We start from the raw sequence: 24,490 nt of genomic DNA, 5'->3' as shown, positions 1-24,490 counted from the left end.
TCTAGCGGCCCCCCCTCGGGGGCCGTTTTGTTACGAAGGGGCGAAAAACCGCCTGATAACAGCCCCCTGCGCGCCCGATTGCCGCAAGTTGCCATAACATATGCTGACACGGGCGTGAGACACAGGGTCGTGACTTAAGTTCGCTTAAACTGCGCGCTAGGGTTTCCCTGTCATACCCGACACCGCAAGCAAAACCGAAAAGGACTTACCGAGATGTCGAACACCGCAAAATCCCTGGCCGTCGCAGGCGCCGTTGCCGCCGCCCTGGCCGCCGCATCGGCCGTTCCCGCTGCCGCGGGCACCAAGGAAAAATGCTACGGCGTTTCGCTGGCCGGCCAGAACGACTGTGCCGCAGGCCCCGGCACCACCTGCGCCGGCACCTCGACTATGGACTATCAGGGCAACGCTTGGACCCTGGTTGATGCAGGCACCTGCGAAGAGATCGAACTGCCGCAAACCGCAGATGGTTCGGAGCGCAAGGGCTCGCTGGAGCCGCTGGAACGCGACCTGCCCGCATAAGCGCGCGAAAGTACAACAGGGGGGCGGGAGACGGCAATTCCCGCCCTTTTTGCATCCGCCTCCCCGCATCTGCCGCGAACACCGCAACAGGAGCCGCCATGCTGGACGCCGCCGCACGCAAACACCTGCCCGCCGCGCCGGGCGTGGGCTACAAGCCGCAGCATTTCTCCGATCTGCTGGCGAATCCGGGCGCGGTTGAGTGGCTGGAAATCCACGCCGAGAACTACATGGGCGGCGGCGGCCGTCCGCTGGCCCAGCTGCGCCACCTGGCGGAACGCTTTCCCATATCGGTGCATGGCGTTGGCCTGTCGATCGGCGGCGAGGGCCGGCTCGACGCAGACCACCTGGCGCGGCTGAAGCACCTCATGGGCTGGCTCAAGCCTGCAAGTTTTTCCGAACACCTGGCCTGGTCCACGCATGACAGCCATTTCTACAACGACCTGCTGCCCCTGCCCTACACCAGCGCGACGCTCTCCCGAATCTGCGATCACATCGCTGAAGTGCAGGAGACGGCCGGGCGGCAGATGCTGCTGGAAAATCCTTCGAGCTACCTGAGCTTTTCCGAAAGCACCTGGTCCGAGCCGGAGTTCCTGGGTGAGATCGCGCGGCGCACCGGCTGCGGGCTGCTACTGGACGTGAACAACGTCTTTGTTTCCGCCACCAACCTCGGCTTTTCGCCCCAAGGCTATATCGACGCCTTCCCGCTGGATCAGGCCGGCGAAATCCACCTTGGCGGCCATGACGAGGATGAGGACGGCAGCGGCGGCCCGCTGCTGATCGACAGCCACGGCACCCCGGTGGCCGATCCAGTCTGGACGCTCCTGGACTACACGCTGGCACGCTCTGGCCCGAAGCCGGTGCTGATCGAATGGGACAACGACGTGCCCGCCTGGGATGTGCTCGCGGGGGAGGCCGCGCGTGCGGCCGCCGCGCTGGAAAGGGTGCCCGCATGAGCGTCTCCCAGTCCCAGTTCACCCGCGCCCTGATGGATCCCGGCCAGTCGGTGCCGGAGGGCTTGCAGGATCACCTTGCCCGGCCCGCCGGCCGCCGCTTCGACGTCTACCGCAACAACGTGACCGTCTCCCTGTGCGAGGCGCTGCACAGCGCCTTCCCGGTGATTGCCAAGCTGCTTGGCAAGGAAAACATGGACGGGATCGCGCGGCTCTACCTGCGCGCGCATCCGCCCGCGTCGCCGCTGATGATGTTCTACGGCGCGGAGTTCCCCGCCTTTCTGGAGGCGATGCCGCAGCTAGCGCACCTCGGCTATCTGGGCGATGTGGCCCGGCTGGAGCTGGCGCTGCGCCGCGCCTATCACGCCCGTGATGCCATACCCATCGCGCCGGAAACTTTGGGCGCGATGGCGCCGGAAACGCTGATGGCGGCGACGCTGGAATTTGCCCCCGCGGTGCAGCTTCTGCGCTCGTCGTGGCCGCTGCATGCGATCTGGCGCTACAACTCTGAGGCCGGCGCGCCCAAGCCGCAGGCGGGTGGGCAGGACGTGCTGGTCACCCGGCCCGAATTCGACCCAGCCCCCGCCCTGCTGCCGCCGGGCGGCGGCGCTTGGATCGGCGCGCTGACGGCGGGAGAAAGCCTTGGCGCGGCGCTGGACCACGCTGCGGAGGACACCCCCGGCTTTGATCTTGGCGCCACGCTGGCCCTGCTCCTGCAGGGCGGCGCGATCACCGTACTGAATACTTCCGCAGAGACCAATGAAGGGTAACCCCATGCACGCACTTGTATCCTTCCATCACGCCGTTTTCACCCCCGTCGCGCGGGCCGGAGACCGGCTGCTGCCGCTCATCGCGCGCTTTGTTTTTGCCGCGACGCTGCTGGTGTATTTCTGGAACTCCGGCCTGACCAAGCTGGGCGGCGGTCTGGCGGGGCTGTTCACGCCCTCGGTCGGCGCCTACAGCCAGATCTTCCCGAAACAGCTGGAGGCGGCAGGCTATGATGTCTCGCAGTTCGGCGCCTTCCACACGCTGGTTGTGCTGGCGGGCACCTATGCTGAGTTCCTGCTGCCGCTCCTGATCGTGATCGGCCTGTTCACCCGGCTCTCCGCGCTTTGCATGATCGGCTTCATCGTGGTGCAATCCCTCACCGACATCTTCGGCCACGGCGCCACCGACACCAAGACGCTGGGCGCGCTGTTCGACCGTTTTCCGGACGGTGTAATCCTGGACCAGCGGCTGTTCTGGGTGTTTGTGCTCGCCTATCTGGTGGTGCGCGGCGCGGGGGCGCTTTCGCTCGATGCGCTGATCAGCCGCCGCGTGGAGGGCTGAGGCACGGGGCGGGACAAGCAAAAGGCGCCCTGCCCGTCTGGCAGCGGCGCCTTTTTCGTGGCGGCGTTCATGGCGGACCTGGCCGCGCCCGGTTCAGAAATGCGCCTTGGGCTCGTCCGGTTTGCCCGCGGCCAGCGCCAAGAGGCCTGCCGCCAGCGCAAAACTCAGCGGAAAGATGGTAAAGACGTTGAAGCCGAACCCCGCATACATTGCCGCGGCTGAAGCCAGCAGCAGCACCCCGCCCCACAGCGCCCGCGCCCGAGCCATCGCGCCGCCCGCAATCGCCAAGAGCGGCGCCAGCACCGCCATCAGCCGGAGTTGCGGGACATTCTCCACCTGCCCGGCCAGCCCCTCGACCGGGCCGAAATACTCAACCGCCGCGGTATAGCCATAGCCCGCGAACCCCACGATCATGGCAAAGAGCCCCGCCACGATTCCCAGTACCAGCGCCGCATTGCGCATGTCTCTTCTCCCGCTGCTCAGACCGCTGAGATAAGCACGCGCTCAGCCCGCGCCAAGGGCCGCCTGGGTGGACTTGTCCCAGCCGAGGCAGAGCGTGCCGCCCGCATCGATGAGCGGCCGCTTCATCAGCGCGGGATGCGCCTGCAACAGCTCCAGCGGCGGCCGCGTGCGTTCGGATTCATCCAAACCGCGCCATGTGGTGGAGCGTGTATTGACCAGTTTGCCGCCAAACTGCGTGAGCGCCGCCTGCAAAAGCGGCGCCGGGACGCCCTCTGCCCTAACGTCAACAAACTCAGCTTCTGGCAATTGTTTCAGTGCCTTGCGGCAGGTGTCGCAGTTTTTCAGCCCATAGATCTTCATTCTCGCTCCGTCTTCCGCCGCCGGCGGCTCACAATTTATGGTGGAATACGCCAGTTTTTCTTGATTTTTGGCAAACCCGTGTAAAACTCGAAGGCGTCTGCCCCTTTGCCACGCGCAACGCAGGCGTGCGGAGGGGCAGTGCGCGCCCATTTGGCACGCCAAGGCGAAGTGCAAAGTAGAAGGAGACACGGGAAATGCCAAGTGGCACCGTGAAATGGTTCAACACCACCAAAGGCTACGGCTTTATTGAGCCCGATGAGGGCGGCAAAGATGTGTTCGTGCACATTTCCCAGGTTGAGCGATCCGGCATGGCCGGGTTGGCTGACAACATGAAGGTGAATTACCAGCTGACCGAAGGCCGTGACGGCCGCAAAATGGCTAGCGAACTCAAACCTTCCTGACATCATACCCCTCGCGCTGCGCCTGCAAGGGCGCAGACGCCCGCGGTCCGCGCGACTGGCAGCGCCGTTAGGTTCTAACCGCGGCGGCGCAGATATTCGTGCAACACGCAGGCCGGGTCTTCCGCCCGCAGCACGGTTTCGCCGGTGCTGAGCCAATCTTTGTGCGTGAACGCGGGAAAATAGGCATCCGCATCCGGCACGGTCATGCTGACCTCGGTGATCAGCAGGCGGTCGGCGATGCCCAGCATGGCGCGGTAGATGCCTTCGCCGCCGATGCCGTAAAGGCGCCGGCAGCCTTGCGCGTATGCTTCCGCCACCGCGGCCTCTATCGAAGGCAGCACCTGCGGCGCTGCTTCGGGGTTAGATGACACCACCAGATTCAGCCGGTTCTTCAGCGGCTTGACCGGCAGGCTGTCCCAGGTGTTCCGCCCCATGATCAAAGCGCCGCCCAGGGTCTCGCGCTGGAACGCCTTCAGGTCCTCGGGCGCGTGCCAGGGGATGGTGTTGTCCTTGCCGATGGCGCCATTCTGCGCCCGGGCCGCGATCAGGGTGATCATCGCCTGCTCCGTCTTATTGCTGGTGAACCCGGGGCTCAGACCGCCACCGGGGCCTTGATTGCCGGATCGGGATCGTAGTTCAGGATCTCGAAATCCTCGTAGCGGAAGTCGAAGATCGAGCTGACCTGCCGCTTGATCCTCAGCTTCGGCAGCGGCTTGGGAGTGCGGGTCAGCTGCAGGCGCACCTGTTCCATGTGGTTGGAATAGATATGTGCATCACCCATCGTGTGGATGAATTCGCCCGGCTCATAGCCCGTCACATGCGCCAGCATCATCTGCAACAGAGCGTAGGAGGCGATGTTGAACGGCACGCCGAGGAACATGTCGGCCGAGCGCTGGTAGAGCTGCAGATGCAGCTTGCCGCCCAGGATGCGCACCTGCCAGAGTGTATGGCACGGCGGCAGCGCCATTTGGGGCACGTCGGCCGGGTTCCAGGCCGTGACGATCAGGCGGCGGCTGTCGGGGTTCCTGCGGATCATCTCCACCAGACCGGCAATTTGGTCGACGCTGCCCGCACGGTAGAGCGGTTCGTCGCCCATGTGCCCCGCCAGCGGCTCCAGCCGCGGGAAGCGGCGCCACTGGTGGCCGTAGACCGGGCCGAGATCGCCGTTCTCGTCGGCCCATTCGTCCCAGATCGAGACGCCGTTTTCCTTGAGGTAACGGATGTTGGTATCGCCGGAGAGGAACCACAATAGCTCGTGGATAATCGAGCGCAGGTGCAGCTTCTTGGTGGTGACCAGCGGGAAGCCCTCGGCCAGCGGGTAACGCGCCTGCAGGCCGAACCAGGACAGTGTGCCGGTGCCGGTGCGGTCGCTCGAGGCCACGCCCTGGTCGAGAATCTGCTTCAGCGCGTCGTGATATTGCCGCATCAGTGCCCCTTTCCGTTTCGCCTTCGGCCGGTGCCCCGGCATAGCCTTTGACGCCGCGCCCGCCAAGCCGGAATTCCGCCGCACCGGGCGGCCTGCCCGCCCCGGAAAAAAACGGTAGCGCATCCGCCACGGTCCTCCCGAATTGCCGCCTGCACAATTGACTTTGCCATACCCCCCGCGGAAGGTGCCGCCAAACAACAAGATATTTGAGGTAGAGGCAGATGAGGCGTTTTTGGCTGGGGCTCGCCGTGGCGGGGGCCCTGTCGGCATGCAGCGGCGGCAACCCGTTCACCGAAGCGGAAGACTCGGGCAGTGACGGCGGCGATGGCGGAGGCGATACCGGCACACCGATCGTCCGCGATGGAACGCCCCCCGGCACCGCGTCGCCCACCCCTTCAGCAGGCATCTTCCGGTCCGAGCCCACCGAGGCAGACGGCGGCGAAGAGGGCGACGGCTACGCCACCAACATCAGCTACGACTCCGCTACGGACACGTTCAACGTGGACAACCTCGGCTTTGACGGCGACAACGGCTACGCGCGCGGCACCGCCGTCAGCAGCCTCGGCCCCTTTGCCGTCTATGAGGCCGATGCCCAGTATCCCGACTCGACCGGCGGCACGCCGATCAACCAGTTCACGCACCGGGCCATCTACGGCGTCAGCACTTCGGGCAACACTCAATTCGCCATCGTGCGGACCGGCTCATATGTCGACTATGGGTTTGGCGGTTTCATCTACCAGCGCGACAACGGTGTCACCCTGCCGGCGACCGGACAGGCGGTCTACAACGGTTCCATGGCCGGCATCCGCGATTTCAACGGCAGCGGCGGGCTGGAGTACACCACGGCGGACGTGCAGATTGCTATCGATTTCGACGACTTCAACGACACGTCAGGTCAAGGCGGCCGCGCGGTGCAGGGCCAGTTCAGCAACCGCAGGATCTTCGACGTCAACGGTAATGACATCACCGGCGATGTCCTGAGCCGCATCAACTCGGAAAACAGCCTGAGTCTGTCCTCGATTCCCGTGCTGTCGCTCGACGTCGGCCCTGGCGCCTTGGATGACAACGGCGAGATCCTGGGCACTCTGACCAGCTTCTACACCGACTCCAGCGGCTCCGTGCAGGTTTACGAGGCAGGGAATTACTACGCGGTGGTGTCCGGTGACAATGCCGAGGAGATCGCCGGGGTGGTCGTGGTGACGAATTCGATCGATCCGGCCGCGGACACCGTGCGGGAAACCGGCGGCTTCATCGTCTACGACAACTGACCCCTCGTGCCCGATCCGCGGAAATACCTCCGCCTGGCGGCGCTGGCGGCGCTGGTTCCGGCTCTGCCGGTGCTGCCCGGCAACGCGCCTGCTGCGTCAGCCGAACTCACCCCGGCGCAATTCCGGGAGACGGCGGCGGCCGCGCTGCGGCAGGGCAACCCGCAGGACGCCTACAAGTTTTCGGCGGCGCTGCTGCAGCGGGACCCGAAGGACCGCACTGCCCTGCTCATCCAGTCGCGGGCGGCACGCTCACTTGGCAGTTTCCGGAACGCGCGCCGCGCCGCAAAGCAGGCCTGGCGGCTGGCGGAAAACGATGCACAGAAATTCGCCGCCTCCCTGCTGATGGCGCAGGCCCTGTCCTCGGACGGCAAGAAGACCCTGGCCCAGTTCTGGCTGCGCCGCGCGGTTCACCACGCGCCAAACGAAACACTCCAGCGCCGCGCGATCCGCGATTTCCGCTATGTCCGTGCGTCAAGTCCCTGGCTGCACCGGATTTCTTTGTCTGTCACGCCCGAATCCAACATCAATAACGGGTCGAGCGAGCGCACCTCCTACCTGCATTACCGGCTGACGGAAGCGCTGCTGGGCCGGCCCGCGGAGTTTCAGCTTGGCGGCACGCAGATGGCGTTGTCCGGGATCGAATACGCGGTCAGCTTCAGCACCCGCTACCGGTTCAGGGAAACCGCCACCCGCGCGCACGATCTGACCCTGTCGGCGGACCTGCGCACCTACACGCTGTCGGGCGATGCCAGGGCGCAGGCGCCGGGGGCAAAGGGCAGCGACTTTGCCTTCGGCTCCTACACGGCCGGCTACGCCCACAAAGGTCTCAATCTGGACCGGCGCGGTGAATACCGCGTTGCCGTTCACGGCGGGCAGACCTGGTTCGGCGGCGAGGAATACACCCGCTTCCTGCGGCTTTCGGCGGGGCAGAGTTACAAGCTGGAGGGCGGCCGGCGGATTTCTGCCCGGGTTTCCGGAGACCGCCAGTTCGGGGTTATGACCAGCGACCAGGACACGCTGAGGGGGGACGTGTCCTACAGTTTCCGCCTTGGCAGTCAGGCCGCCATCCTCGCCGGGCTGTCGCTGGCGAAGTCCGACTCCCCCTCCCCGGAGGACGAGTTCTCGGAAGCCGGGCTGAGAGCGCAACTGACGATCGGCAAGCCGATCCTCGGCGCCATCGCGCGCATTGGAGTGGCGGCCTACAACCGGGACTACGCGGTCTCCGCCCACAGCCCGGACGGGCGCCACGATGAAAAATACTCCGCGGACCTGTCGCTCACCTTCAAGGAACTCGGTTACTACGGCTTCAACCCGACACTCAGGGTTTCCGGCGCCAAGACGGACAGCAACATCGGCCTGTATCAATCGCACCGCTTCGGCGTGAACATCGGTATTCAGTCGGCGTTTTGAACCGGCTCGACACTGACTGCCAGACAGGTAGTCTGGCGGTCCTGATGACTCGAGATGGAGACACCCATGCCGCTCAGATACCTGCACACGATGGTCCGGGTGAAGGACCTGGAAAAGTCGATGGCTTTTTATGAACTTCTCGGCCTGAAGGAGACCAAGCGCCACGAGAACGAGAAGGGGCGGTTCACCCTGGTGTTCATGGCGCCTCCGGGCCAGGAGGAGGCGCCGGTGGAACTCACCTACAACTGGGACGGTGACGATGCGCTGCCCGATGACAGCCGCCATTTCGGCCATCTCGCTTACGGGGTGGATGACATCTATGCCACCTGCCAGCACCTGATGGACAACGGCGTTACCATCAACCGGCCGCCGCGTGACGGGCATATGGCCTTTGTGCGCTCGCCCGACAACGTCTCGGTGGAGCTGCTGCAGAACGGCGGGCGGAAGGAACCGCAGGAACCCTGGGCCAGCATGGAAAACACCGGTCACTGGTAAGGCGCCCGGCACCGCCCAACCCTGCCGCCAAAACGGCCAGGCAGCGACCGTCCAAAAACGAGCACAGGCCGCGTCCAGGTTTTACAGGGGCGCGGCCCAATTCCATCTGACGCCTACATGGCGCGCCTGCACACGGCCGCCGCAGCCGGGAGAACCCTGCCCGCCCCGCCGCACGTCCGGGCCAAGGCCGCTGGCCGTCAGCAGATCGCGCCGCGCTATGCCGCCTTCGCGGGCGCTGCGGTGTCTGATCTCAATTTTGGGAAACCGGTAAACTTGCGAAAAAGTGGGCGGTTACTTCTGCAACCTCACACCTGCGGCCCGCGAAACCGGACCCGGGCGGTACACCCATTTGAACCTGTGGAGTAGATTGCTCCTCCCGCGGCCCCCGGCGATTCGCCCGCTGCCGCGCTGCCTTCCGGGACAGGCTGCCCCAAAAGGCGCTCTCAATAGATATAGCGGATTTGATCCGACCAGTAACGCTCCACGCGCTTGAGCGAAGCAGTGATATCCTCGATCCCTTCGGAGGAAATCACCCCCTTGCCTTCCAGCCCTTCCGCATGGCGCGAGAAAAGGGCCGAGACGATGTCGCGGATCTCCCGGCCGCGCGGGGTCAGGCGCACCCGCACCGAACGGCGGTCGATCTCGCAGCGCTGGTGGTGCATGTAGCCCATTTCCACCAGTTTCTTCAGGTTGTAGCTGACGTTGCTGCCCTGATAGTAGCCGCGGCTTTTCAGTTCGCCAGCGGTGACTTCATTATCGCCGATGTTGAACAACAGCAGCGCCTGCACCGCGTTGATTTCGAGCACGCCGACGCGCTCGAACTCGTCCTTGATCACATCCAGCAGCAGCCTGTGAAGACGCTCCACCAGGGCGAGCGCTTCCAGGTAGCCAGTCATGAACCCCTTGCGGTCCTGCTGGCCGATTGGCTTTTCCATACTCATTCGCATCTCCGACTCGAATTTGCTCGAGGAACAGAATGCGGAAAATTCCCGAAAAATCGGTTAAGCTGGGATTTTATTATTTTTGGTAGGTTTGCGATATGTCCTGGATAAGGCCGCGGTAACCTTCCGCGGGCTCCGACTGGCCGGTCACCCACTGGTAGAGATCCTGGTCGTTCTCGTGCAGCAGCCGGTCATAGAGATCCAGCCGCGCATCGTCCATCGCGGCCAGATTGGCCGCGGCAAAGGCAGAGAGCAGGATGTCCATTTCCTTGATGCCGCGGCGCATCGAGCGCATCTGCAACCGCTTCAAGCGGGTCTCACGGGTCTCGGACACGCTTACACCTGGGGCTCGGCAGCAGCGTTCAGCAGGGTGCGCAGCTTCTTCTCCAGCCGCGCGGCGCGGTCGGCGTTGCTGCGCATCTCGCCGCGCAGGTCGCGCAGCTCTCTCAGGATGCCGGCAAAATCGCTCGCTGCCAGCTCGCCATCAAGCGGCTCCGGCATGCCCTCACCCTCGCCGGTCAACAGCCAGGACATCGAAACGTTCAGGACACCGGCCACCATCGTCAGCTTGTTGGCACGCGGCTCGCTCAGGTCCTGTTCCCAGCCTGCAAGCGTCGATTTCTTGATGCCCAGCCGGCGCGACAGCTGTGCCTGGGTCATCCCCGCGGCTTCGCGGGCGGCGGCAACGCGGTCGCCGAAGGTGGCTGCATCGGGGCCGTACCAGTCCGTTTCCTGCTGTTCCATCGTCCGTTCTCCTATTCGTTGTGCCAATGCAGCTTGAAGGCTGTCCGGGCGCACCCTATGACAGTTCCAGGGAACATACAAACCGGGGCACAGCCTATGTCTTTTCTGTCCGAGACACTCTCTCGCGTCAAACCGTCACCCACGATCGCGATGACCGCAAAAGCGGCTGAGCTGAAAGCGGCCGGCCGCGACGTGATCGGGCTGAGCGCCGGGGAGCCGGATTTCGACACGCCGCAGAACATCAAGGATGCCGCGGTGGCGGCTATTGCCGCGGGCAAGACCAAGTACACCGCCCCCGACGGCATCCCGGAACTCAAGCAGGCCATCTGCGCCAAGATGAAGCGTGATCACGGGCTGGAGTACACGCCAGCTCAGGTTTCGGTCGGCAGCGGCGGCAAGCAGACGCTTTACAACGCGCTGATGGCGACGCTGAACGAGGGTGACGAAGTGGTGATCCCTGCGCCCTACTGGGTGAGCTACCCGGATATGGTGCTGCTGGCAGGCGGCACGCCGGTGATTGCTGAAACCTCGATCCAGACCAATTTCAAGCTGACCGCCGATCAGCTGGAGGCGGCGATCACGCCCAAGACCAAGTGGTTCATCTTCAACTCGCCGTCGAACCCCACCGGCGCAGGCTACAGCAGGGAGGAGCTGAAGGCGCTCACCGATGTGCTGCTGCGCCACCCGCATGTCTGGGTGATGACCGACGACATGTACGAGCACCTCGCCTACGACGGGTTCGAATTCTGCACGCCCGCGCAGGTGGAACCGCGGCTTTATGACCGCACCCTCACCTGCAATGGCGTGTCCAAGGCTTATGCGATGACCGGCTGGCGCATCGGCTACGCCGCAGGCTCGGAACAGCTGATCGCGGCGATGCGCAAGGTGCAGTCGCAGTCCACCTCCAACCCCTGTTCGGTCAGCCAATGGGCCGCGGTGGAGGCGCTGAACGGCACGCAGGAGTTCCTCGCGCCCAACACCGAGATCTTCAAGCGCCGCCGCAACCTGGTGGTGTCGATGCTGTCGGAGATCGAGGGCATCTCCTGCCCCACGCCGGAGGGCGCCTTCTACGTCTACCCCTCCATCGCCGGGCTGATCGGCAAGACCACGCCCGCGGGCAAGGTGATCGGAACTGATGAGGATTTCGCCACAGCCCTTCTGGAGGAAGCGGATGTTGCCGTGGTCTTTGGCGCGGCCTTTGGCCTCTCGCCGAACTTCCGGGTGTCCTATGCCACCTCGGACGAGGCCCTGACCGAGGCTTGCACCCGCATCCAGAAATTCTGCGCCGCGCTGAACTGAGGGAGGACAGGCATGGGCGCTGATCTGCCGGAGTATTATTTCCGCGTCCGTGAGAACGGCGCCTTTGTCTTCCGGGTCGAGAGCGAGACCCGGCAGCGGCGGATCGAGATGGACCAGATCGCGGTGGTGAACATCCGCAACGGCGAGATCAAGCCGCACGGGCCGCGCCAGTTGAGCCCCCGTGACCTGGCCGAGATCCGCGCCTGGATGGCGGCGCGCGCGGCGACGCTGGCGGCGCGCGACATGGAGGACATTCACCGCGCCATCGACCATCTGAACCTCACTGCGCATTGGGCGAACAGCCGCGCCTCGGCCGAACAGCTGGAGGAGGTGACCGACGCGCTGCTGCTCGCCATGCACGACCTGCGCAGTGTGCTTGTGCGCAAGAAGGCCGAGCGGCTGAGCGCGGAGCGCGGCGGGGACTGAGCGCCGCCGTCGGCAGGGCTCTCAGCCGCAAACGCTTGAGTGCAGGGAAAACCGCCCTTCCAGCGGAACGGGCGGCCGCGCGGGAGGGGCGGCCGGGCCCCGGTTGAGCTGCCTCATGCCGAAGCGCACAAACCGGCGGTCCGCGTCCTCCTCCGCCTCCAGCACGAAACGCTCCGGCAGCCGTCCCGCGGGCACCGCCCAGCGCCCGTGCAGGCCCAGCCGCTGGCGCGGCGTGGAGCGCAGGCGGAAGGCGGAAAAATCGGGCTGCGTCCTGCTGCCCACGCGTACCGCGATGCGGCCGGTCTGGCAGATGTACTGCCGCTGCACCTCCGCCCGCAGCACCCCGTCCGGCGCATCTTGCCTCAGGGTGACGAGATGCCCGCCCTTGATCCCTGCGCCAAGAACGCCGAACTCCAGCTCCTCCGCCAGCGCAAGGCGCCGAGTGCCCGGCCCGAAAAGCGCGTCCTCTCCCTGCCAGGCCTGGCCGGCCGCGATATGCAGCCGGTAGCGGCCGGGCGGCACCAGCACACGGAAGAAAGTGCCTCCTCCGGCAAATGCGGCCAGCACCGGGGTGCCGGTCGCTGGGTCGTGCAGGGTCAGGTAATAGCCGTCCCCTTCGGGGCTCTTGATTTGCAAAGGGAAGACGGCGGGCAGGCCGCTGCGTTGCCAGAGCAGACCCTTCGGCATCGGCTCGTCTCCTCCCGCGGGCCCCGGCACCAGCCACAGCACCGCCAGCAGGGTCAGAATGGCCCGTCCGCCGGAGAACGCCCGGCGCCCCGGCCTGGCGCGTGATGACCTCATATCCTTGCCCCAATGCTGCTGAGGATGGCACGCAGTATAGCACAGCGGAGCGGCCCGCGCTGCGAAGCGCCTCGGCTTTTCCATCAATTGGCGCGATCAGCTCCTGGTGGATTAAATTTTCATTCACACAATCGAAATACCAAGGCAGCAAGACATGCCCGCCGCCCGTCCGTTCAACCCGTAACCGCTTTTCAACAGGAAAAGATATGTTCGAACCCCTGCCCGCTCTCATCGCTGCTGCCCTCTCCACCCTTGCACTGTCCGGCGCCGCGCTTGCCGTCGGCAGCTCCGCAAGCGGGGTGCCGGACGAATTGATCGCTGCCCAGCGCGCAAAACTGGCGGAAGAGACCAAGGGCGCGGGTTTCGGGCCGCAGTCGCCGCGCGACATCGGCGCCGCCGCGGGCCGCAACCCGCGCCTGTTCAGCACGGCGCCGGACTACAGGCAGATGAACCTGTGCAACATCCATTTCCACGAAAGCGCCGAGCATCGCGGCGGCGAATTCACCCGCTACGCCGGCAATGGCGATGGCAACGGGTACGGCACCGGCTATGTCTACGATGGCGAGTTGAGCACGGCGGAGCTGGCGCCGCTGGCCCAGCCCATCGGCAGCAATGCACATGGCGGGCTGGAGCCCGGGGACACAATCGAGCTGCACTATGTCCACACCACCGCCCAGGCGCAGCCCGGCCCCACCCTCGGTGCCTGCCTGAGCGATGCGGTGAAAAACCCGCAGCTGCGGGTGGAGGCGCAGGTTTTTGTACTCGTGAACGACGAAAACGCGCTGGATTTCAACTACCTGACCGAACTTGGCATGCGGGGCGGCCTGCATCAGGCACTGCATATCCCGGAGGACAGCGGCACACCGGTGGTCTATGCCGGCTCCACCACCGGCCCCAGCTACAACGAGGCAGGCTCGCCTTTCGAGGTGACCTGGAGCGTGCGCCCCAAAGTCGCCCGGGTGAATATCCACTCGGTGGGGAAATGGCTGGAGAGCAACATCTTTGACGAGGACCACGCCCATGGGGTGCGCAACCTGGTGCTGAACCCGGCGCTGCTGTCGGACATCACCCGCTGAAGCCGGCCGTCTCCTCCGGCCGTCGACAGGCGGCCGGGGTCACGTTTCGGCGATATCCTCGGACCAGAGCGCGGGCTGCTCGCGGATGAACCGGGCCATCAGCGCGATGCACCCGGGATCTTCGGCCAGCACCACCTCCACCCCGCGCTGGCGCAGGAAACCTTCGTTTCCGCCGAAGTTCCGGCTGTCTCCGATCACCACCCGGGGGATGCCGAATTGCACGATGGTGCCCGCGCACATCATGCAGGGCGACAGCGTGGTATACAGCACCGTGTCACGGTATGTCGCCTGCCGCCCCGCCTTGCGCAGTGCGTCCATTTCGCCATGCGCGACCGGGTCGCCCTTCTGGACCCGCTGGTTGCGCCCCTGCGCCAGCACCGCGCCGCCGCGCGCCAGCACCGCGCCGATCGGGCAGCCGCCCTCGGCAAAGCCGGCGCTTGCCTCCTCATAGGCGCGGTGCAGCATCTGCTGATCTGTTTCCGTCATCATGGCTGTCCGCTCTCCCTCGCATCGGCTGGCTATGCTGCCGCTGCCAGCCTGCCCGCTGCGGCAGGCCCTGGTCAAGCGGCGCGGCGGATGTGGTAGGATGAAGCGGACCGCTGCCCGCGAAGGAGGTAAGCCAATGCATATCGCCGGTTTCGTGATCCCCGTGCCTGAGGAGAACCGGGATGCCTACCGCGACTGGGCCGAGGCCAGTGCCAGGCTGCTGCGCGAACATGGCTGCCTGGAGATCGTCGAAGCCTGGGAGGATTATGTCCCCGATGGCGAGCTGACCGATTTCCGGCGCGCGGTGGATGCGCGCGCGGAGGAGAAGATCGTTTTCACCTGGCAGATCTGGCCCAGCCGCGCGGTGCTGGAGGCGGCGGAGAAGAAAATGCAAGCCGATGCGCGCTTCGATATCCCCGCGGACATGCCCTTTGACCGCAAGCGCCTGATACTGGGGACTTTCACGCCGCTGCACGTGATGGGCCGCGGCGGACCGGAAGCGGGCTGAGGCGCTGTCTCAGGCGCGAGCGGCGGCGCCTGCCTTGTGGATCGAGCGGCCCCAGAACCGGCGCATCAGGAAGATGCCAGCGGTGGTCAGCCCCGCGACCAGCCCCATCCAGACGCCGATGCCGCCCCAGCCCAGCACAAACCCCATCACGTAAGACGCGGGAATGCCGACCGCCCAATAGCTGAGCGCGGCAATCACCATCGGCACCCCGGTGTCCTGCACCCCGCGCAGCAGTCCCAGCGCCACCGCCTGCATCCCGTCCATCATCTGAAACAGCGCCGCCGCCGCCAGCAGCCCGGTGCCCGCCGCGATGATCGCGTCGCGCTGCGGTTCGGCGCGATCAAGGAACAGCGAGATCAGGGCCTCCGGCACCGTCAGGAACAGGGTGACGCCCACCACCGACATTGCCAGCGACAGCACAACGACGACCCCGCCGCCGCGCGCCATATGCGCTTGGTCCCGGCGCCCGAAAGCGTTGCCCGCGCGGATGGTGGCAGCGTTCGACAGACCCAGGTGCACCATGAACGTGAGCCCGGTCAGCGACATTGCAACGCCATGCGCCGCCAGCGCCACCGTGCCGAGCCAGCCCATCATCACCGCCGAGGCCGCAAACAGGCTGGTCTCGCTGAGGGTGGTCAGCCCGCTCGGCACCCCCACCCGGACCACCTGCCACAGCATCTCCCAGTCCGGACGGTGGAAGTTCTTCAGCAGCTCATGCTCCGGCAGCACCTTCAGCGCATAGAACAGCACCGCAATTAGCGACACGCTGTGGGTGGCAAGCGAAGCCACCGCGGCGCCCTCGATCCCCAGCTCAGGCGCGCCCCAGTGTCCGAAGATCAGCGCGTAGTTCACCAGCGCATTCACGACGGCGGCCAGAAGCGTGATCCAGAGCACAACCTGGGTGCGTTCCAGCGCCGCGAGGTAGGATTTCATCACCATGACCAAAAGCGCGGGCACCAGCGCCCAGCCCGCGATGCGAAGGTATCCGGCGGCCAGCTGCGCTACCTCGGGCTCCTGCCCCAGGAGCTTCAGGATCGGCCCGGACCACCACAACAGCGGTATCGCCGCGGCGGCATAGGCAAGCGACAGCCACAGCCCCATGCGGGTGCTGCGGCGGATCTGGCGGTCTTCTCCCGCGCCGGCCGCGGCGGCGACCATCGGCATCACCGCAAAGGAGAAGCCGGAGCCGAGGATGAACAGGATGAAGAAATAGGTCGAGCCCAGCGTCACCGCCGCCAGCGCCTCGACGCTGTACCAGCCCAGCATCACCGTATCGGTGAGCCCGATGGCAAACTGCGCCACATGGCCGCCGATCAGCGGCAGGCCAAGCACGGCGATGGCGCGCACATGGGCGGCAACGGGCATTTCGGCCGGGATTGTGAGGCGGGTATCCATAACATCATGCTTTATGCAGACCCGCTTGCCCCGGCAAGAGAGGAAATCCCTGCTCCTGCCGGTGTAGTGAGAGGTGACAATTACACCATAGCGGCAGGTTCAGCCCTCTGCCTCCTCCCGCGCGACGGCGGCGACGGCGGCGGAGATGTCCCCGGCCCGGCTGCGGTGGTTGGTGATCGCCGCACGCAGCAGCACGGTGCCTTGCACCCGGGTGGTGGAGAACACCGCCTCGCCGCTTTCCTGCAGGGTTTGGGCAATGCGGGCGTTCAGCGCCGATTGCGCCTCTGCCGCGAGGTCCGCCCGCGCGGTGAAGACGCAGACGTTGGAGACCACCGGCGCGCCGAGCGCCATTCGGGGCCGGGCGGTGACTTCCTCTGCCATCTGCGCGGCGAGCTGGCAATTTCCGGTGATGGCTTCGCTGAACGCGGCCTCGCCATAGGTTTCCAGCGCAGTCCAGACTTTCAGCGCCCGGTTGCCGCGCGAGAGGTCGATGCCGTAGTCGCAGAACCAGGGCTCGCCGCCCGCCAGCCCGCGCTCGGCGCCCTCAAGGTAGGAGGGGCGCGCGGCAAAGGCGGCACGATGCTCACCCTCGTTGCGGATCAGCACGAGGCCGCAGTCATAGCCGACGTACATCCACTTGTGGAAATCCAGCGCGATACTGTCGGCGCGCCCGATGCCGTCGCTGAGCGCGCGCCAGGGCTCTGCCGCAATGCGCGTCCAGGCGCCAAAGGCCCCGTCCACATGCAGCCAGAGGCCCAGTGCTGCCGCCGCATCGGCCAATGCCTCCAGATCGTCGAAGAGGCCGAGGTCCACCGATCCGGCGGTGCCCACCACCAGGAAGGGCCGCGCGCCCGCGGCGCGGTCTTCCTCCACCATCACGGAAAGCGCCGCACAGTCCATCCGCCCGTCCTTCAGCGGCACTTTGCGCAGGTTGTCCGAGCCGATGCCCAGTAGCTCCACCGCCTTCAGCGTTGCGTTATGCACGCCTTCGCCTGCATAGGCCGTGAGCCGCACCGCGCCCTGCCCAGCCTTGCGCAGATCGCCAAGCGCCCGCACCCGCGCGGCCTGAAACGCAATCACCGTCGCCTGCGAGGTTCCGGTGACCAGCACGCCGCTGGCGCTCTCGGGCAACCCCATTTTCGCCCGGGTCCACTCAATGACGGCGTGCTCCATGTAGTTCGCCCCGTGGTCGCGCCCGCCCAAATTGGCGTTGACTGCCGCCGCAGCGAGCGAGCTGATCAGGTCGGAGGCCAGCCCCGAGCCCTGAACCCAGCCCCAGAATCGCGGATGCGTGTTGCCGCCGTGGTAGGGCAGCACGTCTGAAATGATCCGGTCCACCGTCTCCTGCGGCCCCCGTGCTTCGGCTGTCACCGCGTAGCGCGCACCGATGTCGTCCGGCACCGGCTGCCAGGGGCGCTGCGCGGCCTGTTGCATCTGGTCCAGCGCCGCCTCCAGCATCCGCTGCGCTTCCGCCCGGAATCCATCCCAATCCTGCGTCTTGATTCCCTTACCAGCCACCCGCGCGTCCTCCTCCTGCCAATCGCTGGCAGAGGTGTATCCCGCAGTCCCCTGAGCCGCACGGAAAATATCGGCGCAGGCAAAAACCGGAACTATAGTTTGATGCGTTGAGAGCCGTGGCTGCCCCGGAGCGACAGGAAAGCTGCACAACCCTGCACCTTGCTTCCTCCGGTCTCGCTGCCGGTCTCCGGGATTGCCCCCGGTAAAACTGCGGAGACGCTTCGCGGCCTCGCGGAGCCGGACGATGCCCCCGGACTCTTATCCACAGCCCGGCGGCCCCTCTTCCACCCGGCCCGGCTTCCTGCCATAATACGCGCCAATCAAGACCAAGGAAGAGCAGTTCCCCACATGGCCGAAGACCTCCTCAGCACGCCCGCAGCCGAGACCTATGACGCCTCCTCGATCGAGGTTCTGGAGGGGCTGGAACCGGTCCGCCAGCGCCCCGGCATGTATATCGGCGGCACCGACGAGCGTGCTCTGCATCACATGGTCGCGGAAATCCTCGACAACTCGATGGACGAGGCGGTGGCGGGCCATGCCAGCCGCATCGAGGTGGAGCTGCATGCGGACTACTCCGTCAGCGTGCGCGACAACGGCCGCGGCATCCCGATCGACCCGCACCCGAAGTTCCCGGACAAATCGGCGCTGGAGGTCATCCTTTGCACCCTGCACGCGGGCGGCAAGTTCTCCGGCAAGGCGTACCAGACCTCCGGCGGCTTGCACGGGGTCGGCTCTTCGGTGGTGAACGCACTGTCGGATGTGATGGTGGTGCAGGTGGCCAAGAACAAGGAGCTGTTCGAGCAGCGCTTCTCACGCGGCGTTCCGCAGGGCGGCGTGGAGAAGATCGGCGCGGCCCCCAACCGCCGCGGCACCACGGTGACCTTCCACGCCGACGAGCAGATCTTCGGCCATCACCGCTTCAAGCCCGCGCGGCTGTTCAAGCTGGTGCGCTCCAAGGCCTATCTGTTCTCGGGCGTCGAGATCCGCTGGAAATCCCACATCGGCGACGGCGAGACCCCGCAGGAAGCGACCTTCCACTTCCCCGGCGGCCTGCGCGACTACCTGACCGAGGTGCTGGGCACGTCCACCACCTATGCCGATGCGCCCTTTGCCGGCAAGGTGGAGTTCCGCGAGAAGTTCGGCGCGCCGGGCTACGTCGAATGGGCGATCAACTGGACGCCTGCGCGCGACGGCTTCACCCAGAGCTACTGTAACACCGTCCCCACGCCTGAGGGCGGCACCCATGTCGCCGGTTTCTGGGCCGCGATCCTCAAGGGCGTCAAGGCTTACGGCGAGCTGGTCGGCAACAAGAAGGCCGCCGGCATCACCCGCGAAGACCTGATGGCGGGCGGCTGCGCGCTGATTTCCTGTTTCATCGCCGACCCGGCCTTTGTCGGCCAGACCAAGGACCGGCTGTCAACCGAGGCCGCTGCCAAGATGGTGGAAAACTCGGTCCGCGACCATTTCGACAACTGGCTCGCCGCCGACACCAAATCCGCCGGAGCCATCCTCGATTTCCTGGTCCTGCGCGCCGAGGAACGCCTGCGACGCAAGCAGGAGAAGGAAACCCAGCGCAAGACCGCCACCAAGAAGCTGCGCCTGCCCGGAAAGCTGACCGATTGCACCGCCAAGAACCGCTCCGGCACCGAGCTGTTCATCGTCGAGGGCGACAGTGCGGGCGGCTCCGGCAAGGGCGCGCGAAACCGGGTGAACCAGGCGCTCCTGCCGCTGAAGGGCAAGATCCTGAACGTGCTGGGGGCTGCGTCGAACAAGCTCGGCTCCAACGCCGAGATCAACGATCTGTGCGAGGCGCTTGGCGTTGGCCTTGGCACCAAGTTCAACCTCGACGATCTGCGTTATGACAAGATCATCATCATGACCGACGCGGACGTCGACGGCGCCCACATCGCGTCCTTGCTGATGACCTTCTTTTTCACCCAGATGCGCCCGCTGATCGACAACGGCCACCTCTACCTCGCCTGCCCGCCGCTGTTCCGCCTGACCCAGGGGGCGCGCCGTGTCTACTGCCTGGACGAGGCCGAGCGCGATATGTGGCTGGAGAAGGGCCTCGGCGGCAAGGGCAAGATCGACGTCTCCCGCTTCAAGGGTCTTGGCGAGATGGACGCCAAGGACCTGAAAGAGACCACAATGGACCCGAAGACCCGGAAACTGATCCGGGTGACCATCGACGAGGACGAGCCCGGCGAGACCGGCGACCTGGTCGAGCGCCTGATGGGGAAAAAGCCCGAACTTCGCTTCCAGTATATTCAGGAGAATGCGAAGTTTGTGGAGGAGCTGGATGTTTGAAGTTACTAACCTAACAGATGGCCAAACCCGTCATCAGTTGTGACAGATTTAAGCTCTCCAAGAATCGCCTTCAGCCCATTTTCGTCAATGGGCTGGGCTATTTCTCTACCTTCAAATTTTAGTACTCTTAGAACTTTGGACTGCTTTGCTCTCCCGTCTAGAAAGCGTGTAGCAACTTGAGCGACAATCTCTGTGTTCTCCGAAAAACTTAGTTCTTTTTGGTGCAACCGGTCCCAAAATTCACGATCTTCGACAGTAAACAAAGCCTTTTTGTCGTTGGCAGTCTTGCCCTTCCATTGCCGTGCTTGCTGGTCCTCTTCCTCAAGGTTTGGAGAGGTAACAGTAATGGCTTCCAAACTCACTCTCCATTCCTCGTTTTCATCCCGCTCAGGATCAGGCCTCTTGGGGCGAATTGCCCTTCTCGGAAACTCATGTCTAGGAATCGGAGGGTGGCCGTTGTTTTCTATCTCCACGGACGAGATTGCGGGGTCGGCTATGCACCCTTCAAACATTTCTGCTTGAGCATCGGACAACTCAAAAATCGTCTTCTCCGATACCGGCAATCGTTCCAATCTTTCGCGCGGTACAACCAGTGCCGACGACGAAGCCTGTGACATTACTTCTGCAATTTCTTTGCAAGCTTGTTCTGTCGCTGCCTTCTCAAGTTCTTCTCGTTCCTTCTCAGTATTCGCCTGTTCGATACGTTCTCGGAAGTCGCTTACTACATCAGCCGCGATCTGCGCGGGAAGCTTGCCTGTCAACTCTTTGACAACTTCCTTTGCAATGTCCGTTTCTAGGCCTTGTACAACTGTCCAGAGTATTCCGTAGGTGCCAGCCACCCCCCATGCAGTTGCCCTCGCTCCTTTCACCACAACTTTCAGGATTTGACGAACACTGCCAGGCTCAGGAGCAAAGACAACAAGCTCTAGGTCCAACTGGTCGTCGAAGAGTTCCCTATTGAGGGTATTCAGTGCTCGTTGAGCCGACTTAGCCGATGCTACAAAGGCATTGACGCTCATATAGTGGTTTGGCACTTCAAACCGTATTTGTATTTGGCTCAAGGCACTAACCCTTATTAGTCATCATTCAACTTTCACAAGAAACAAATCCACGTCAATCGGAAAAAACCGCTCTAGTTGATTACTTTGCTGCGTTAATTTACCCCACTCTGCTTTCTGTACTGAGGTCCAAGACGCGCTGTCCGGCCACCCTCCCGCACCACAAGGCCCGCGCCTGACCTTGGGAGGGCGCGAATGCGCCTTCCCGGGGGGAAGGTCAGGCGCGGGCTGTGCGGCTATCGCCTCACGGCCCAGGGGACATCCAGCCAGCGCCCCCTTTGATTTGCACGATTGGTTGCGAAGGGCTCCGCCCGTCCGAACCTCAAACGCTCCCCCGGAGCGTTTTCCGCTGCGCGGACCGGTTCGAACTCCCGAAGGCAAGGTCAGGCGCGGGCCGTGCCACTTCGTGACACGCCCCAAGTGGCCGCCCCCTCCCGCCCCCTGACAGATCCGTGAGGCACCTTGCCCGCGCGGCCCGGTGCTTTCTAGACTGGCGGCAGGGTCCATAGCCCAGCCCCGCGCGGAGCCCGCCATGAGTTTCATCGCCGACAACCAGCTGCTGCTGATCCTCCTGTGCTTTGCCGCCGGGCTGGCGACGACAGCGCTTCTGTTCCGCAAGCCTGCGGGCCACCAAGCCTGGAAGCTGGCGGATCTGATCTGGGTGCTGCTCGGCGGCTTCGGCGCGCTGGTCGCCGTGGTCTCGGGCATCTATGCCGCCGACACCTCCAAGCTGGAGCGGCAGATCGACATCGCCTTTGCCGCAACATCCGCCTTCGACCGTGACGCCGCGCGCTTCCGGCTCAGGTTCTGCGAGCCGGCCTATGACGCCGACATCGCGGTGCTGTGCGACAAGGTGGAGTTCCTCTCCGCCTCCACGGCGGGCAATGCCGCGCTGCCCCTGTTCATCGCCGTTACTGACGAGGTCGCGCCCTTGCAGGGGCTGCGGCTGCGGCTGCCCGGCCTCGCCCGCGGCAGCGGGATGCAGCAGATGGCCGCCCGCGCCGATGCCTTTGATCCGGAGGCCTTTCTTGTCTTCACCACGCTCGACACCCCCACCCGCGCCGCGGTCGATAACATGCGCCGCAAAGTGCCCGCGATTGCCGGCGACTACCTGATCCTCGCCCGCGCCTATGACGCGCTGATCGATCAGGTCGCCAAGCTGAAGCGCGAATGGGAGGTGCTGCAGGACAGCCGCCACATCCTCGCGCTGCACCTGGTCGCGCTGTGCCTGGTGAGCTTTGCCGCGCCTTTCCGGCTCGGCAAATCACTGGTGGAGTTGCGCAGGCCCCGCCGCTAACCTGAAGCCAAAGCGGAGACGGGGCGGCAGATGCGGACATTCGAGGAGATCCACGCGATTGCGGCAGACCGCCACGGCGGGGCTGCGGCGCTGGAGGCCAAGCTCGTGCGGCCGGACCCGGCGGTAAGTGACCTGCCCGAGGACAGGTGGCTGGCGGTGATGACGAAATGCATCTTCCAGGCAGGCTTCAACTGGCAGCAGATCGAAAACAAGTGGCCCGCCTTCGAGGACCGTTTCCACCGCTTCGACCCCGACGCCTGCGCCTTCATGAGCGAGGAGGAGTTCGACAGCATCCTGCAGGACACGCGCCTCGTGCGGAACGGGGCCAAGCTGGCCTCGGTACGGCAGAACGCGGGTCTGATACTGGAGCTTCGCCAGGAAGGCGGCGCAAGCGCGGTGCTGGGCGGCTGGCCGCCGGAGGACTACGCGGGGCTGCTGGAGATGCTGAAGAAACGCGGCAGCCGTCTGGGGGGACTCACCGGGCAATATGCGATGCGCTTTGCGGGGCGCGACAGCTTCATCCTCAGCCAGGACGTGACCGCGCGGCTGATTGCGGAAGGAGTGATCGACAAACCCGCGACGTCGAAAACCGCGCTGAAGGCGGCGCAGACGGCTTTCAACACGTGGAGAGCGCAATCCGGCCGCTCGCTGAGCGAGATCAGCCGGGTGCTGGCGCTGAGCCTCTGAGCCGTGCCGGTCCGCGCGCAGCCCAACCTTCTTAACGGAGCCGCCCGATGATCCTGCGGCTTCTGCTGCTTGCGGCCCTGCTGCTGGGCGGCTGCGGCCGGCCGCTGACCGAGCGCGAACGCGGCTTTCTCGGCGGGCTGCATGGCAGCTCCCTGGATGCCGAGCGGGTGCGGATCGTGCGCGGCGCGCCGCTCAGGGCAATCACTTTCCGCCGCAAGCAGCGGCCCGCTCTGACCTGCCGCGAGAAGATCATGCCGCCGGTGAAAGACGAGCTCGTCACAACCTCGCCCGCCGCGCTGGCACTGTTCAACAGCATCTTCTTTGTCAAACGCTGGTACCTCGACGACTACCTGCCGGAATACCCGCAGCGGATCTCGCTGGTGGAGGCGATGCTGCTGGCGCATGAGGTCACCCATGTCTGGCAATGGCAGAACCGCGGGCAGACCGGCTACAGCCCGCTGCGCGCCGCGGCCGAGCACGGGCGGCGCAACGACCCCTATCTCTTCGACCTGGAGGGCAACGGGAACTTCCTCACCTACGGCTACGAGCAGCAGGGCGCCATAATGGAGGAATACGTCTGCTGCCGCGCGCTGGCGCCCGGGGCCGCGCGCACCCGGCGGCTGCACGCGATGATCGGCGGGGCGATGCCGCTGAGCCCGCTGCCCGCGGGCCGGGAGAGCGACGTCTACCTGCCTTGGGACGGCGTGGAGCTGGCGGGCATCTGCGATTGAGGCGCCAGCACTCCAGCAACGGAAAACGGCTCGGAAAACATGGGTTTTCCGGGCCGGAATTCATGCTGAATTCCGGCATTGCGCCCGCACTGGCCGGGGCCTATCGTCCGCTCTGACGCGCCGCCGACGGACAGGAGCCTGCCATGACCCAATACGCCCTCATCATGCTCGCCGCCGGGCTCGGCATCCCAGTTCTGGCGGCGCTGAATGCCGCGCTTGGCAAGATGGTCGGCTCCCCCGCCTCGGCCGCGGTGGTTCTGTTCGTGGTGGCGCTGCTTTCTGCCGCGGCCTATTGCTTGCTGGCCGGGCCACAGGCGCTGGCCAAGATCCCCGCCGCCCCCAAGCACCTGTTTCTCGCCGGGGTGCTGGTTGCCTTCTACGTTCTGTCGATCACCCATGTAGCGCCGCATTTCGGGGTCGGCAACGCGGTGTTCTTCGTACTGATCGGGCAGCTGATCTCGGCTGCGGCGATCGACCATTTCGGCCTGTTCGGCGCCCAGGTCAGCCCGCTGACGCTGACCCGGGCGGCCGGGATTTCGGTGATGGGGCTGGGGGTCTGGATCACCCAGATGGCCTGAGCCCTGCGGTCCGCTGCA

The 24,490-nt window shown here is 65.1% G+C and carries 29 protein-coding genes; 17 read left to right on the top strand and 12 right to left on the bottom strand.

Annotated features, from left to right (window positions below):
• Positions 1 to 213 precede the first annotated feature (213 nt).
• The 4 genes from ACOHX0_RS03435 (at position 214) to ACOHX0_RS03420 (ending at position 2,798) form a co-directional block, all read left to right on the top strand.
• A complete protein-coding gene (locus ACOHX0_RS03435) occupies positions 214 to 519 on the top strand; it encodes a BufA1 family periplasmic bufferin-type metallophore (protein WP_420675261.1) in 306 nt (101 codons plus the stop codon).
• A 98-nt stretch (positions 520 to 617) separates the two neighbouring features.
• Positions 618 to 1,472 carry an MNIO family bufferin maturase gene (gene bufB, locus ACOHX0_RS03430; protein WP_420675260.1) on the top strand — a complete coding sequence of 285 codons (855 nt, stop codon included), beginning with the start codon at positions 618 to 620 and terminating at the stop codon, positions 1,470 to 1,472.
• Positions 1,469 to 2,239 (top strand): HvfC/BufC N-terminal domain-containing protein, encoded by a 771-nt coding sequence (locus tag ACOHX0_RS03425; protein ID WP_420675259.1) that lies wholly within the window; start codon positions 1,469 to 1,471, stop codon positions 2,237 to 2,239. Before bufB ends, ACOHX0_RS03425 begins: the two co-directional genes overlap by 4 nt.
• 4 nt (positions 2,240 to 2,243) lie before the next feature.
• Positions 2,244 to 2,798 (top strand): DoxX family protein, encoded by a 555-nt coding sequence (locus ACOHX0_RS03420; protein ID WP_420675258.1) that lies wholly within the window; start codon positions 2,244 to 2,246, stop codon positions 2,796 to 2,798.
• Positions 2,799 to 2,891: 93 nt separating this feature from the next.
• On the opposite strand, the gene ACOHX0_RS03415 is transcribed toward ACOHX0_RS03420, so the two are convergent.
• Both ACOHX0_RS03415 and ACOHX0_RS03410 read right to left on the bottom strand, forming a co-directional pair.
• Entirely contained in the window at positions 2,892 to 3,260 is a 369-nt protein-coding gene (locus tag ACOHX0_RS03415; protein WP_420675257.1) for a hypothetical protein, read from the bottom strand.
• 42 nt (positions 3,261 to 3,302) lie between these two features.
• On the bottom strand, positions 3,303 to 3,620 hold the full coding sequence (locus tag ACOHX0_RS03410) for an arsenate reductase family protein (protein WP_420675256.1): 318 nt from the start codon (positions 3,618 to 3,620) through the stop codon (positions 3,303 to 3,305).
• Between the two features lie 194 nt (positions 3,621 to 3,814).
• Between ACOHX0_RS03410 and ACOHX0_RS03405 the strand changes: the two genes are divergently transcribed.
• Positions 3,815 to 4,021 carry a cold-shock protein gene (locus tag ACOHX0_RS03405; RefSeq protein ID WP_420675255.1) on the top strand — a complete coding sequence of 69 codons (207 nt, stop codon included), beginning with the start codon at positions 3,815 to 3,817 and terminating at the stop codon, positions 4,019 to 4,021.
• 74 nt (positions 4,022 to 4,095) lie between these two features.
• Here ACOHX0_RS03405 and ACOHX0_RS03400 read toward each other — a convergent pair whose 3' ends face one another.
• Complete coding sequence (locus ACOHX0_RS03400) at positions 4,096 to 4,578, bottom strand: dihydrofolate reductase (protein ID WP_420675254.1); 483 nt, start codon at positions 4,576 to 4,578, stop codon at positions 4,096 to 4,098.
• A 35-nt stretch (positions 4,579 to 4,613) separates the two neighbouring features.
• Complete coding sequence (locus ACOHX0_RS03395; protein WP_420675253.1) at positions 4,614 to 5,447, bottom strand: thymidylate synthase; 834 nt, start codon at positions 5,445 to 5,447, stop codon at positions 4,614 to 4,616.
• 221 nt (positions 5,448 to 5,668) lie between these two features.
• Here ACOHX0_RS03395 and ACOHX0_RS03390 point away from each other — a divergent pair, with 221 nt between their 5' ends.
• From ACOHX0_RS03390 to ACOHX0_RS03380, 3 genes are all read left to right on the top strand, one after another.
• Entirely contained in the window at positions 5,669 to 6,715 is a 1,047-nt protein-coding gene (locus ACOHX0_RS03390; protein ID WP_420675251.1) for a hypothetical protein, read from the top strand.
• A 6-nt stretch (positions 6,716 to 6,721) separates the two neighbouring features.
• On the top strand, positions 6,722 to 8,125 hold the full coding sequence (locus ACOHX0_RS03385) for a surface lipoprotein assembly modifier (RefSeq protein ID WP_420675250.1): 1,404 nt from the start codon (positions 6,722 to 6,724) through the stop codon (positions 8,123 to 8,125).
• A 66-nt stretch (positions 8,126 to 8,191) separates the two neighbouring features.
• Positions 8,192 to 8,620 carry a VOC family protein gene (locus tag ACOHX0_RS03380; RefSeq protein ID WP_420675249.1) on the top strand — a complete coding sequence of 143 codons (429 nt, stop codon included), beginning with the start codon at positions 8,192 to 8,194 and terminating at the stop codon, positions 8,618 to 8,620.
• A gap of 443 nt (positions 8,621 to 9,063) precedes the next feature.
• Here the strand turns inward: ACOHX0_RS03380 and ACOHX0_RS03375 are convergent, their stop codons facing one another.
• The 3 genes from ACOHX0_RS03375 to ACOHX0_RS03365 form a co-directional block, all read right to left on the bottom strand.
• Positions 9,064 to 9,561, bottom strand: a complete 498-nt coding sequence (locus tag ACOHX0_RS03375; protein ID WP_420664466.1) for a MarR family winged helix-turn-helix transcriptional regulator — start codon at positions 9,559 to 9,561, stop codon at positions 9,064 to 9,066.
• A gap of 76 nt (positions 9,562 to 9,637) precedes the next feature.
• Positions 9,638 to 9,895: an FAD assembly factor SdhE gene (locus ACOHX0_RS03370; RefSeq protein WP_420675248.1), complete on the bottom strand. Its 258-nt coding sequence runs from the start codon at positions 9,893 to 9,895 to the stop codon at positions 9,638 to 9,640.
• Between the two features lie 2 nt (positions 9,896 to 9,897).
• Positions 9,898 to 10,305 (bottom strand): helix-turn-helix domain-containing protein, encoded by a 408-nt coding sequence (locus ACOHX0_RS03365; RefSeq protein ID WP_420675247.1) that lies wholly within the window; start codon positions 10,303 to 10,305, stop codon positions 9,898 to 9,900.
• Between the two features lie 96 nt (positions 10,306 to 10,401).
• On the opposite strand from ACOHX0_RS03365, the gene ACOHX0_RS03360 reads away from it, so the two are divergent.
• Both ACOHX0_RS03360 and ACOHX0_RS03355 read left to right on the top strand, forming a co-directional pair.
• Entirely contained in the window at positions 10,402 to 11,604 is a 1,203-nt protein-coding gene (locus tag ACOHX0_RS03360) for a pyridoxal phosphate-dependent aminotransferase (protein WP_420675246.1), read from the top strand.
• A gap of 12 nt (positions 11,605 to 11,616) precedes the next feature.
• The gene (locus ACOHX0_RS03355) at positions 11,617 to 12,030 is read left to right on the top strand and encodes a hypothetical protein (RefSeq protein ID WP_420675245.1); all 414 of its coding nucleotides are present in this window, start codon (positions 11,617 to 11,619) and stop codon (positions 12,028 to 12,030) included.
• A gap of 21 nt (positions 12,031 to 12,051) precedes the next feature.
• On the opposite strand, the gene ACOHX0_RS03350 is transcribed toward ACOHX0_RS03355, so the two are convergent.
• Positions 12,052 to 12,831, bottom strand: a complete 780-nt coding sequence (locus ACOHX0_RS03350) for a hypothetical protein (RefSeq protein ID WP_420675244.1) — start codon at positions 12,829 to 12,831, stop codon at positions 12,052 to 12,054.
• 206 nt (positions 12,832 to 13,037) lie between these two features.
• On the opposite strand from ACOHX0_RS03350, the gene ACOHX0_RS03345 reads away from it, so the two are divergent.
• Positions 13,038 to 13,907: a delta-class carbonic anhydrase gene (locus tag ACOHX0_RS03345; protein WP_420675243.1), complete on the top strand. Its 870-nt coding sequence runs from the start codon at positions 13,038 to 13,040 to the stop codon at positions 13,905 to 13,907.
• A gap of 39 nt (positions 13,908 to 13,946) precedes the next feature.
• On the opposite strand, the gene ACOHX0_RS03340 is transcribed toward ACOHX0_RS03345, so the two are convergent.
• Positions 13,947 to 14,396, bottom strand: coding sequence for a deaminase (locus tag ACOHX0_RS03340; RefSeq protein ID WP_475682649.1), 450 nt, complete (start codon positions 14,394 to 14,396; stop codon positions 13,947 to 13,949).
• A gap of 133 nt (positions 14,397 to 14,529) precedes the next feature.
• Here ACOHX0_RS03340 and ACOHX0_RS03335 point away from each other — a divergent pair, with 133 nt between their 5' ends.
• Entirely contained in the window at positions 14,530 to 14,901 is a 372-nt protein-coding gene (locus ACOHX0_RS03335) for a DUF1428 domain-containing protein (protein ID WP_420675242.1), read from the top strand.
• A 9-nt stretch (positions 14,902 to 14,910) separates the two neighbouring features.
• Here ACOHX0_RS03335 and ACOHX0_RS03330 read toward each other — a convergent pair whose 3' ends face one another.
• Positions 14,911 to 16,296, bottom strand: coding sequence for an MATE family efflux transporter (locus ACOHX0_RS03330; protein ID WP_420675241.1), 1,386 nt, complete (start codon positions 16,294 to 16,296; stop codon positions 14,911 to 14,913).
• 99 nt (positions 16,297 to 16,395) lie between these two features.
• A complete protein-coding gene (locus ACOHX0_RS03325; protein WP_420675240.1) occupies positions 16,396 to 17,814 on the bottom strand; it encodes a pyridoxal phosphate-dependent decarboxylase family protein in 1,419 nt (472 codons plus the stop codon).
• A 348-nt stretch (positions 17,815 to 18,162) separates the two neighbouring features.
• On the opposite strand from ACOHX0_RS03325, the gene parE reads away from it, so the two are divergent.
• Complete coding sequence (gene parE / locus ACOHX0_RS03320) at positions 18,163 to 20,121, top strand: DNA topoisomerase IV subunit B (RefSeq protein ID WP_420675239.1); 1,959 nt, start codon at positions 18,163 to 18,165, stop codon at positions 20,119 to 20,121.
• Between the two features lie 5 nt (positions 20,122 to 20,126).
• Here parE and ACOHX0_RS03315 read toward each other — a convergent pair whose 3' ends face one another.
• On the bottom strand, positions 20,127 to 21,182 hold the full coding sequence (locus ACOHX0_RS03315) for a hypothetical protein (RefSeq protein ID WP_420675238.1): 1,056 nt from the start codon (positions 21,180 to 21,182) through the stop codon (positions 20,127 to 20,129).
• 529 nt (positions 21,183 to 21,711) lie between these two features.
• Here ACOHX0_RS03315 and ACOHX0_RS03310 point away from each other — a divergent pair.
• From ACOHX0_RS03310 to ACOHX0_RS03295, 4 genes are all read left to right on the top strand, one after another.
• Entirely contained in the window at positions 21,712 to 22,476 is a 765-nt protein-coding gene (locus ACOHX0_RS03310) for a hypothetical protein (RefSeq protein WP_420675237.1), read from the top strand.
• A 30-nt stretch (positions 22,477 to 22,506) separates the two neighbouring features.
• Positions 22,507 to 23,163, top strand: coding sequence for a DNA-3-methyladenine glycosylase I (locus ACOHX0_RS03305; protein ID WP_420675236.1), 657 nt, complete (start codon positions 22,507 to 22,509; stop codon positions 23,161 to 23,163).
• 47 nt (positions 23,164 to 23,210) lie between these two features.
• Complete coding sequence (locus ACOHX0_RS03300; RefSeq protein WP_420675235.1) at positions 23,211 to 23,894, top strand: hypothetical protein; 684 nt, start codon at positions 23,211 to 23,213, stop codon at positions 23,892 to 23,894.
• Positions 23,895 to 24,037: 143 nt separating this feature from the next.
• Positions 24,038 to 24,472 carry a DMT family transporter gene (locus ACOHX0_RS03295; protein WP_420675233.1) on the top strand — a complete coding sequence of 145 codons (435 nt, stop codon included), beginning with the start codon at positions 24,038 to 24,040 and terminating at the stop codon, positions 24,470 to 24,472.
• The last annotated feature ends 18 nt before the right edge of the window (positions 24,473 to 24,490 follow it).

This window comes from Cribrihabitans pelagius (genome assembly GCF_048820915.1).
In the GTDB taxonomy this organism is placed as follows: Bacteria; Pseudomonadota; Alphaproteobacteria; order Rhodobacterales; family Rhodobacteraceae; genus Cribrihabitans_A; species Cribrihabitans_A pelagius.
This window is presented reverse-complemented; position numbering and strand designations above follow the sequence as displayed.

What these genes read in the sequence shown, in the direction of transcription:
- ACOHX0_RS03435 (WP_420675261.1), top strand. Translation starts at nt 214, where the DNA reads ATGTCGAACACCGCAAAATCCCTGGCCGTCGCAGGCGCCGTTGCCGCC.
- bufB (WP_420675260.1), top strand. Translation starts at nt 618, where the DNA reads ATGCTGGACGCCGCCGCACGCAAACACCTGCCCGCCGCGCCGGGCGTG.
- ACOHX0_RS03425 (WP_420675259.1), top strand. Translation starts at nt 1,469, where the DNA reads ATGAGCGTCTCCCAGTCCCAGTTCACCCGCGCCCTGATGGATCCCGGC.
- ACOHX0_RS03420 (WP_420675258.1), top strand. Translation starts at nt 2,244, where the DNA reads ATGCACGCACTTGTATCCTTCCATCACGCCGTTTTCACCCCCGTCGCG.
- ACOHX0_RS03415 (WP_420675257.1), bottom strand. Translation starts at nt 3,260, where the DNA reads ATGCGCAATGCGGCGCTGGTACTGGGAATCGTGGCGGGGCTCTTTGCC.
- ACOHX0_RS03410 (WP_420675256.1), bottom strand. Translation starts at nt 3,620, where the DNA reads ATGAAGATCTATGGGCTGAAAAACTGCGACACCTGCCGCAAGGCACTG.
- ACOHX0_RS03405 (WP_420675255.1), top strand. Translation starts at nt 3,815, where the DNA reads ATGCCAAGTGGCACCGTGAAATGGTTCAACACCACCAAAGGCTACGGC.
- ACOHX0_RS03400 (WP_420675254.1), bottom strand. Translation starts at nt 4,578, where the DNA reads ATGATCACCCTGATCGCGGCCCGGGCGCAGAATGGCGCCATCGGCAAG.
- ACOHX0_RS03395 (WP_420675253.1), bottom strand. Translation starts at nt 5,447, where the DNA reads ATGCGGCAATATCACGACGCGCTGAAGCAGATTCTCGACCAGGGCGTG.
- ACOHX0_RS03390 (WP_420675251.1), top strand. Translation starts at nt 5,669, where the DNA reads ATGAGGCGTTTTTGGCTGGGGCTCGCCGTGGCGGGGGCCCTGTCGGCA.
- ACOHX0_RS03380 (WP_420675249.1), top strand. Translation starts at nt 8,192, where the DNA reads ATGCCGCTCAGATACCTGCACACGATGGTCCGGGTGAAGGACCTGGAA.
- ACOHX0_RS03375 (WP_420664466.1), bottom strand. Translation starts at nt 9,561, where the DNA reads ATGAGTATGGAAAAGCCAATCGGCCAGCAGGACCGCAAGGGGTTCATG.
- ACOHX0_RS03365 (WP_420675247.1), bottom strand. Translation starts at nt 10,305, where the DNA reads ATGGAACAGCAGGAAACGGACTGGTACGGCCCCGATGCAGCCACCTTC.
- ACOHX0_RS03360 (WP_420675246.1), top strand. Translation starts at nt 10,402, where the DNA reads ATGTCTTTTCTGTCCGAGACACTCTCTCGCGTCAAACCGTCACCCACG.
- ACOHX0_RS03355 (WP_420675245.1), top strand. Translation starts at nt 11,617, where the DNA reads ATGGGCGCTGATCTGCCGGAGTATTATTTCCGCGTCCGTGAGAACGGC.
- ACOHX0_RS03350 (WP_420675244.1), bottom strand. Translation starts at nt 12,831, where the DNA reads ATGAGGTCATCACGCGCCAGGCCGGGGCGCCGGGCGTTCTCCGGCGGA.
- ACOHX0_RS03345 (WP_420675243.1), top strand. Translation starts at nt 13,038, where the DNA reads ATGTTCGAACCCCTGCCCGCTCTCATCGCTGCTGCCCTCTCCACCCTT.
- ACOHX0_RS03340 (WP_475682649.1), bottom strand. Translation starts at nt 14,396, where the DNA reads ATGATGACGGAAACAGATCAGCAGATGCTGCACCGCGCCTATGAGGAG.
- ACOHX0_RS03335 (WP_420675242.1), top strand. Translation starts at nt 14,530, where the DNA reads ATGCATATCGCCGGTTTCGTGATCCCCGTGCCTGAGGAGAACCGGGAT.
- ACOHX0_RS03330 (WP_420675241.1), bottom strand. Translation starts at nt 16,296, where the DNA reads ATGGATACCCGCCTCACAATCCCGGCCGAAATGCCCGTTGCCGCCCAT.
- parE (WP_420675239.1), top strand. Translation starts at nt 18,163, where the DNA reads ATGGCCGAAGACCTCCTCAGCACGCCCGCAGCCGAGACCTATGACGCC.
- ACOHX0_RS03310 (WP_420675237.1), top strand. Translation starts at nt 21,712, where the DNA reads ATGAGTTTCATCGCCGACAACCAGCTGCTGCTGATCCTCCTGTGCTTT.
- ACOHX0_RS03305 (WP_420675236.1), top strand. Translation starts at nt 22,507, where the DNA reads ATGCGGACATTCGAGGAGATCCACGCGATTGCGGCAGACCGCCACGGC.
- ACOHX0_RS03300 (WP_420675235.1), top strand. Translation starts at nt 23,211, where the DNA reads ATGATCCTGCGGCTTCTGCTGCTTGCGGCCCTGCTGCTGGGCGGCTGC.
- ACOHX0_RS03295 (WP_420675233.1), top strand. Translation starts at nt 24,038, where the DNA reads ATGACCCAATACGCCCTCATCATGCTCGCCGCCGGGCTCGGCATCCCA.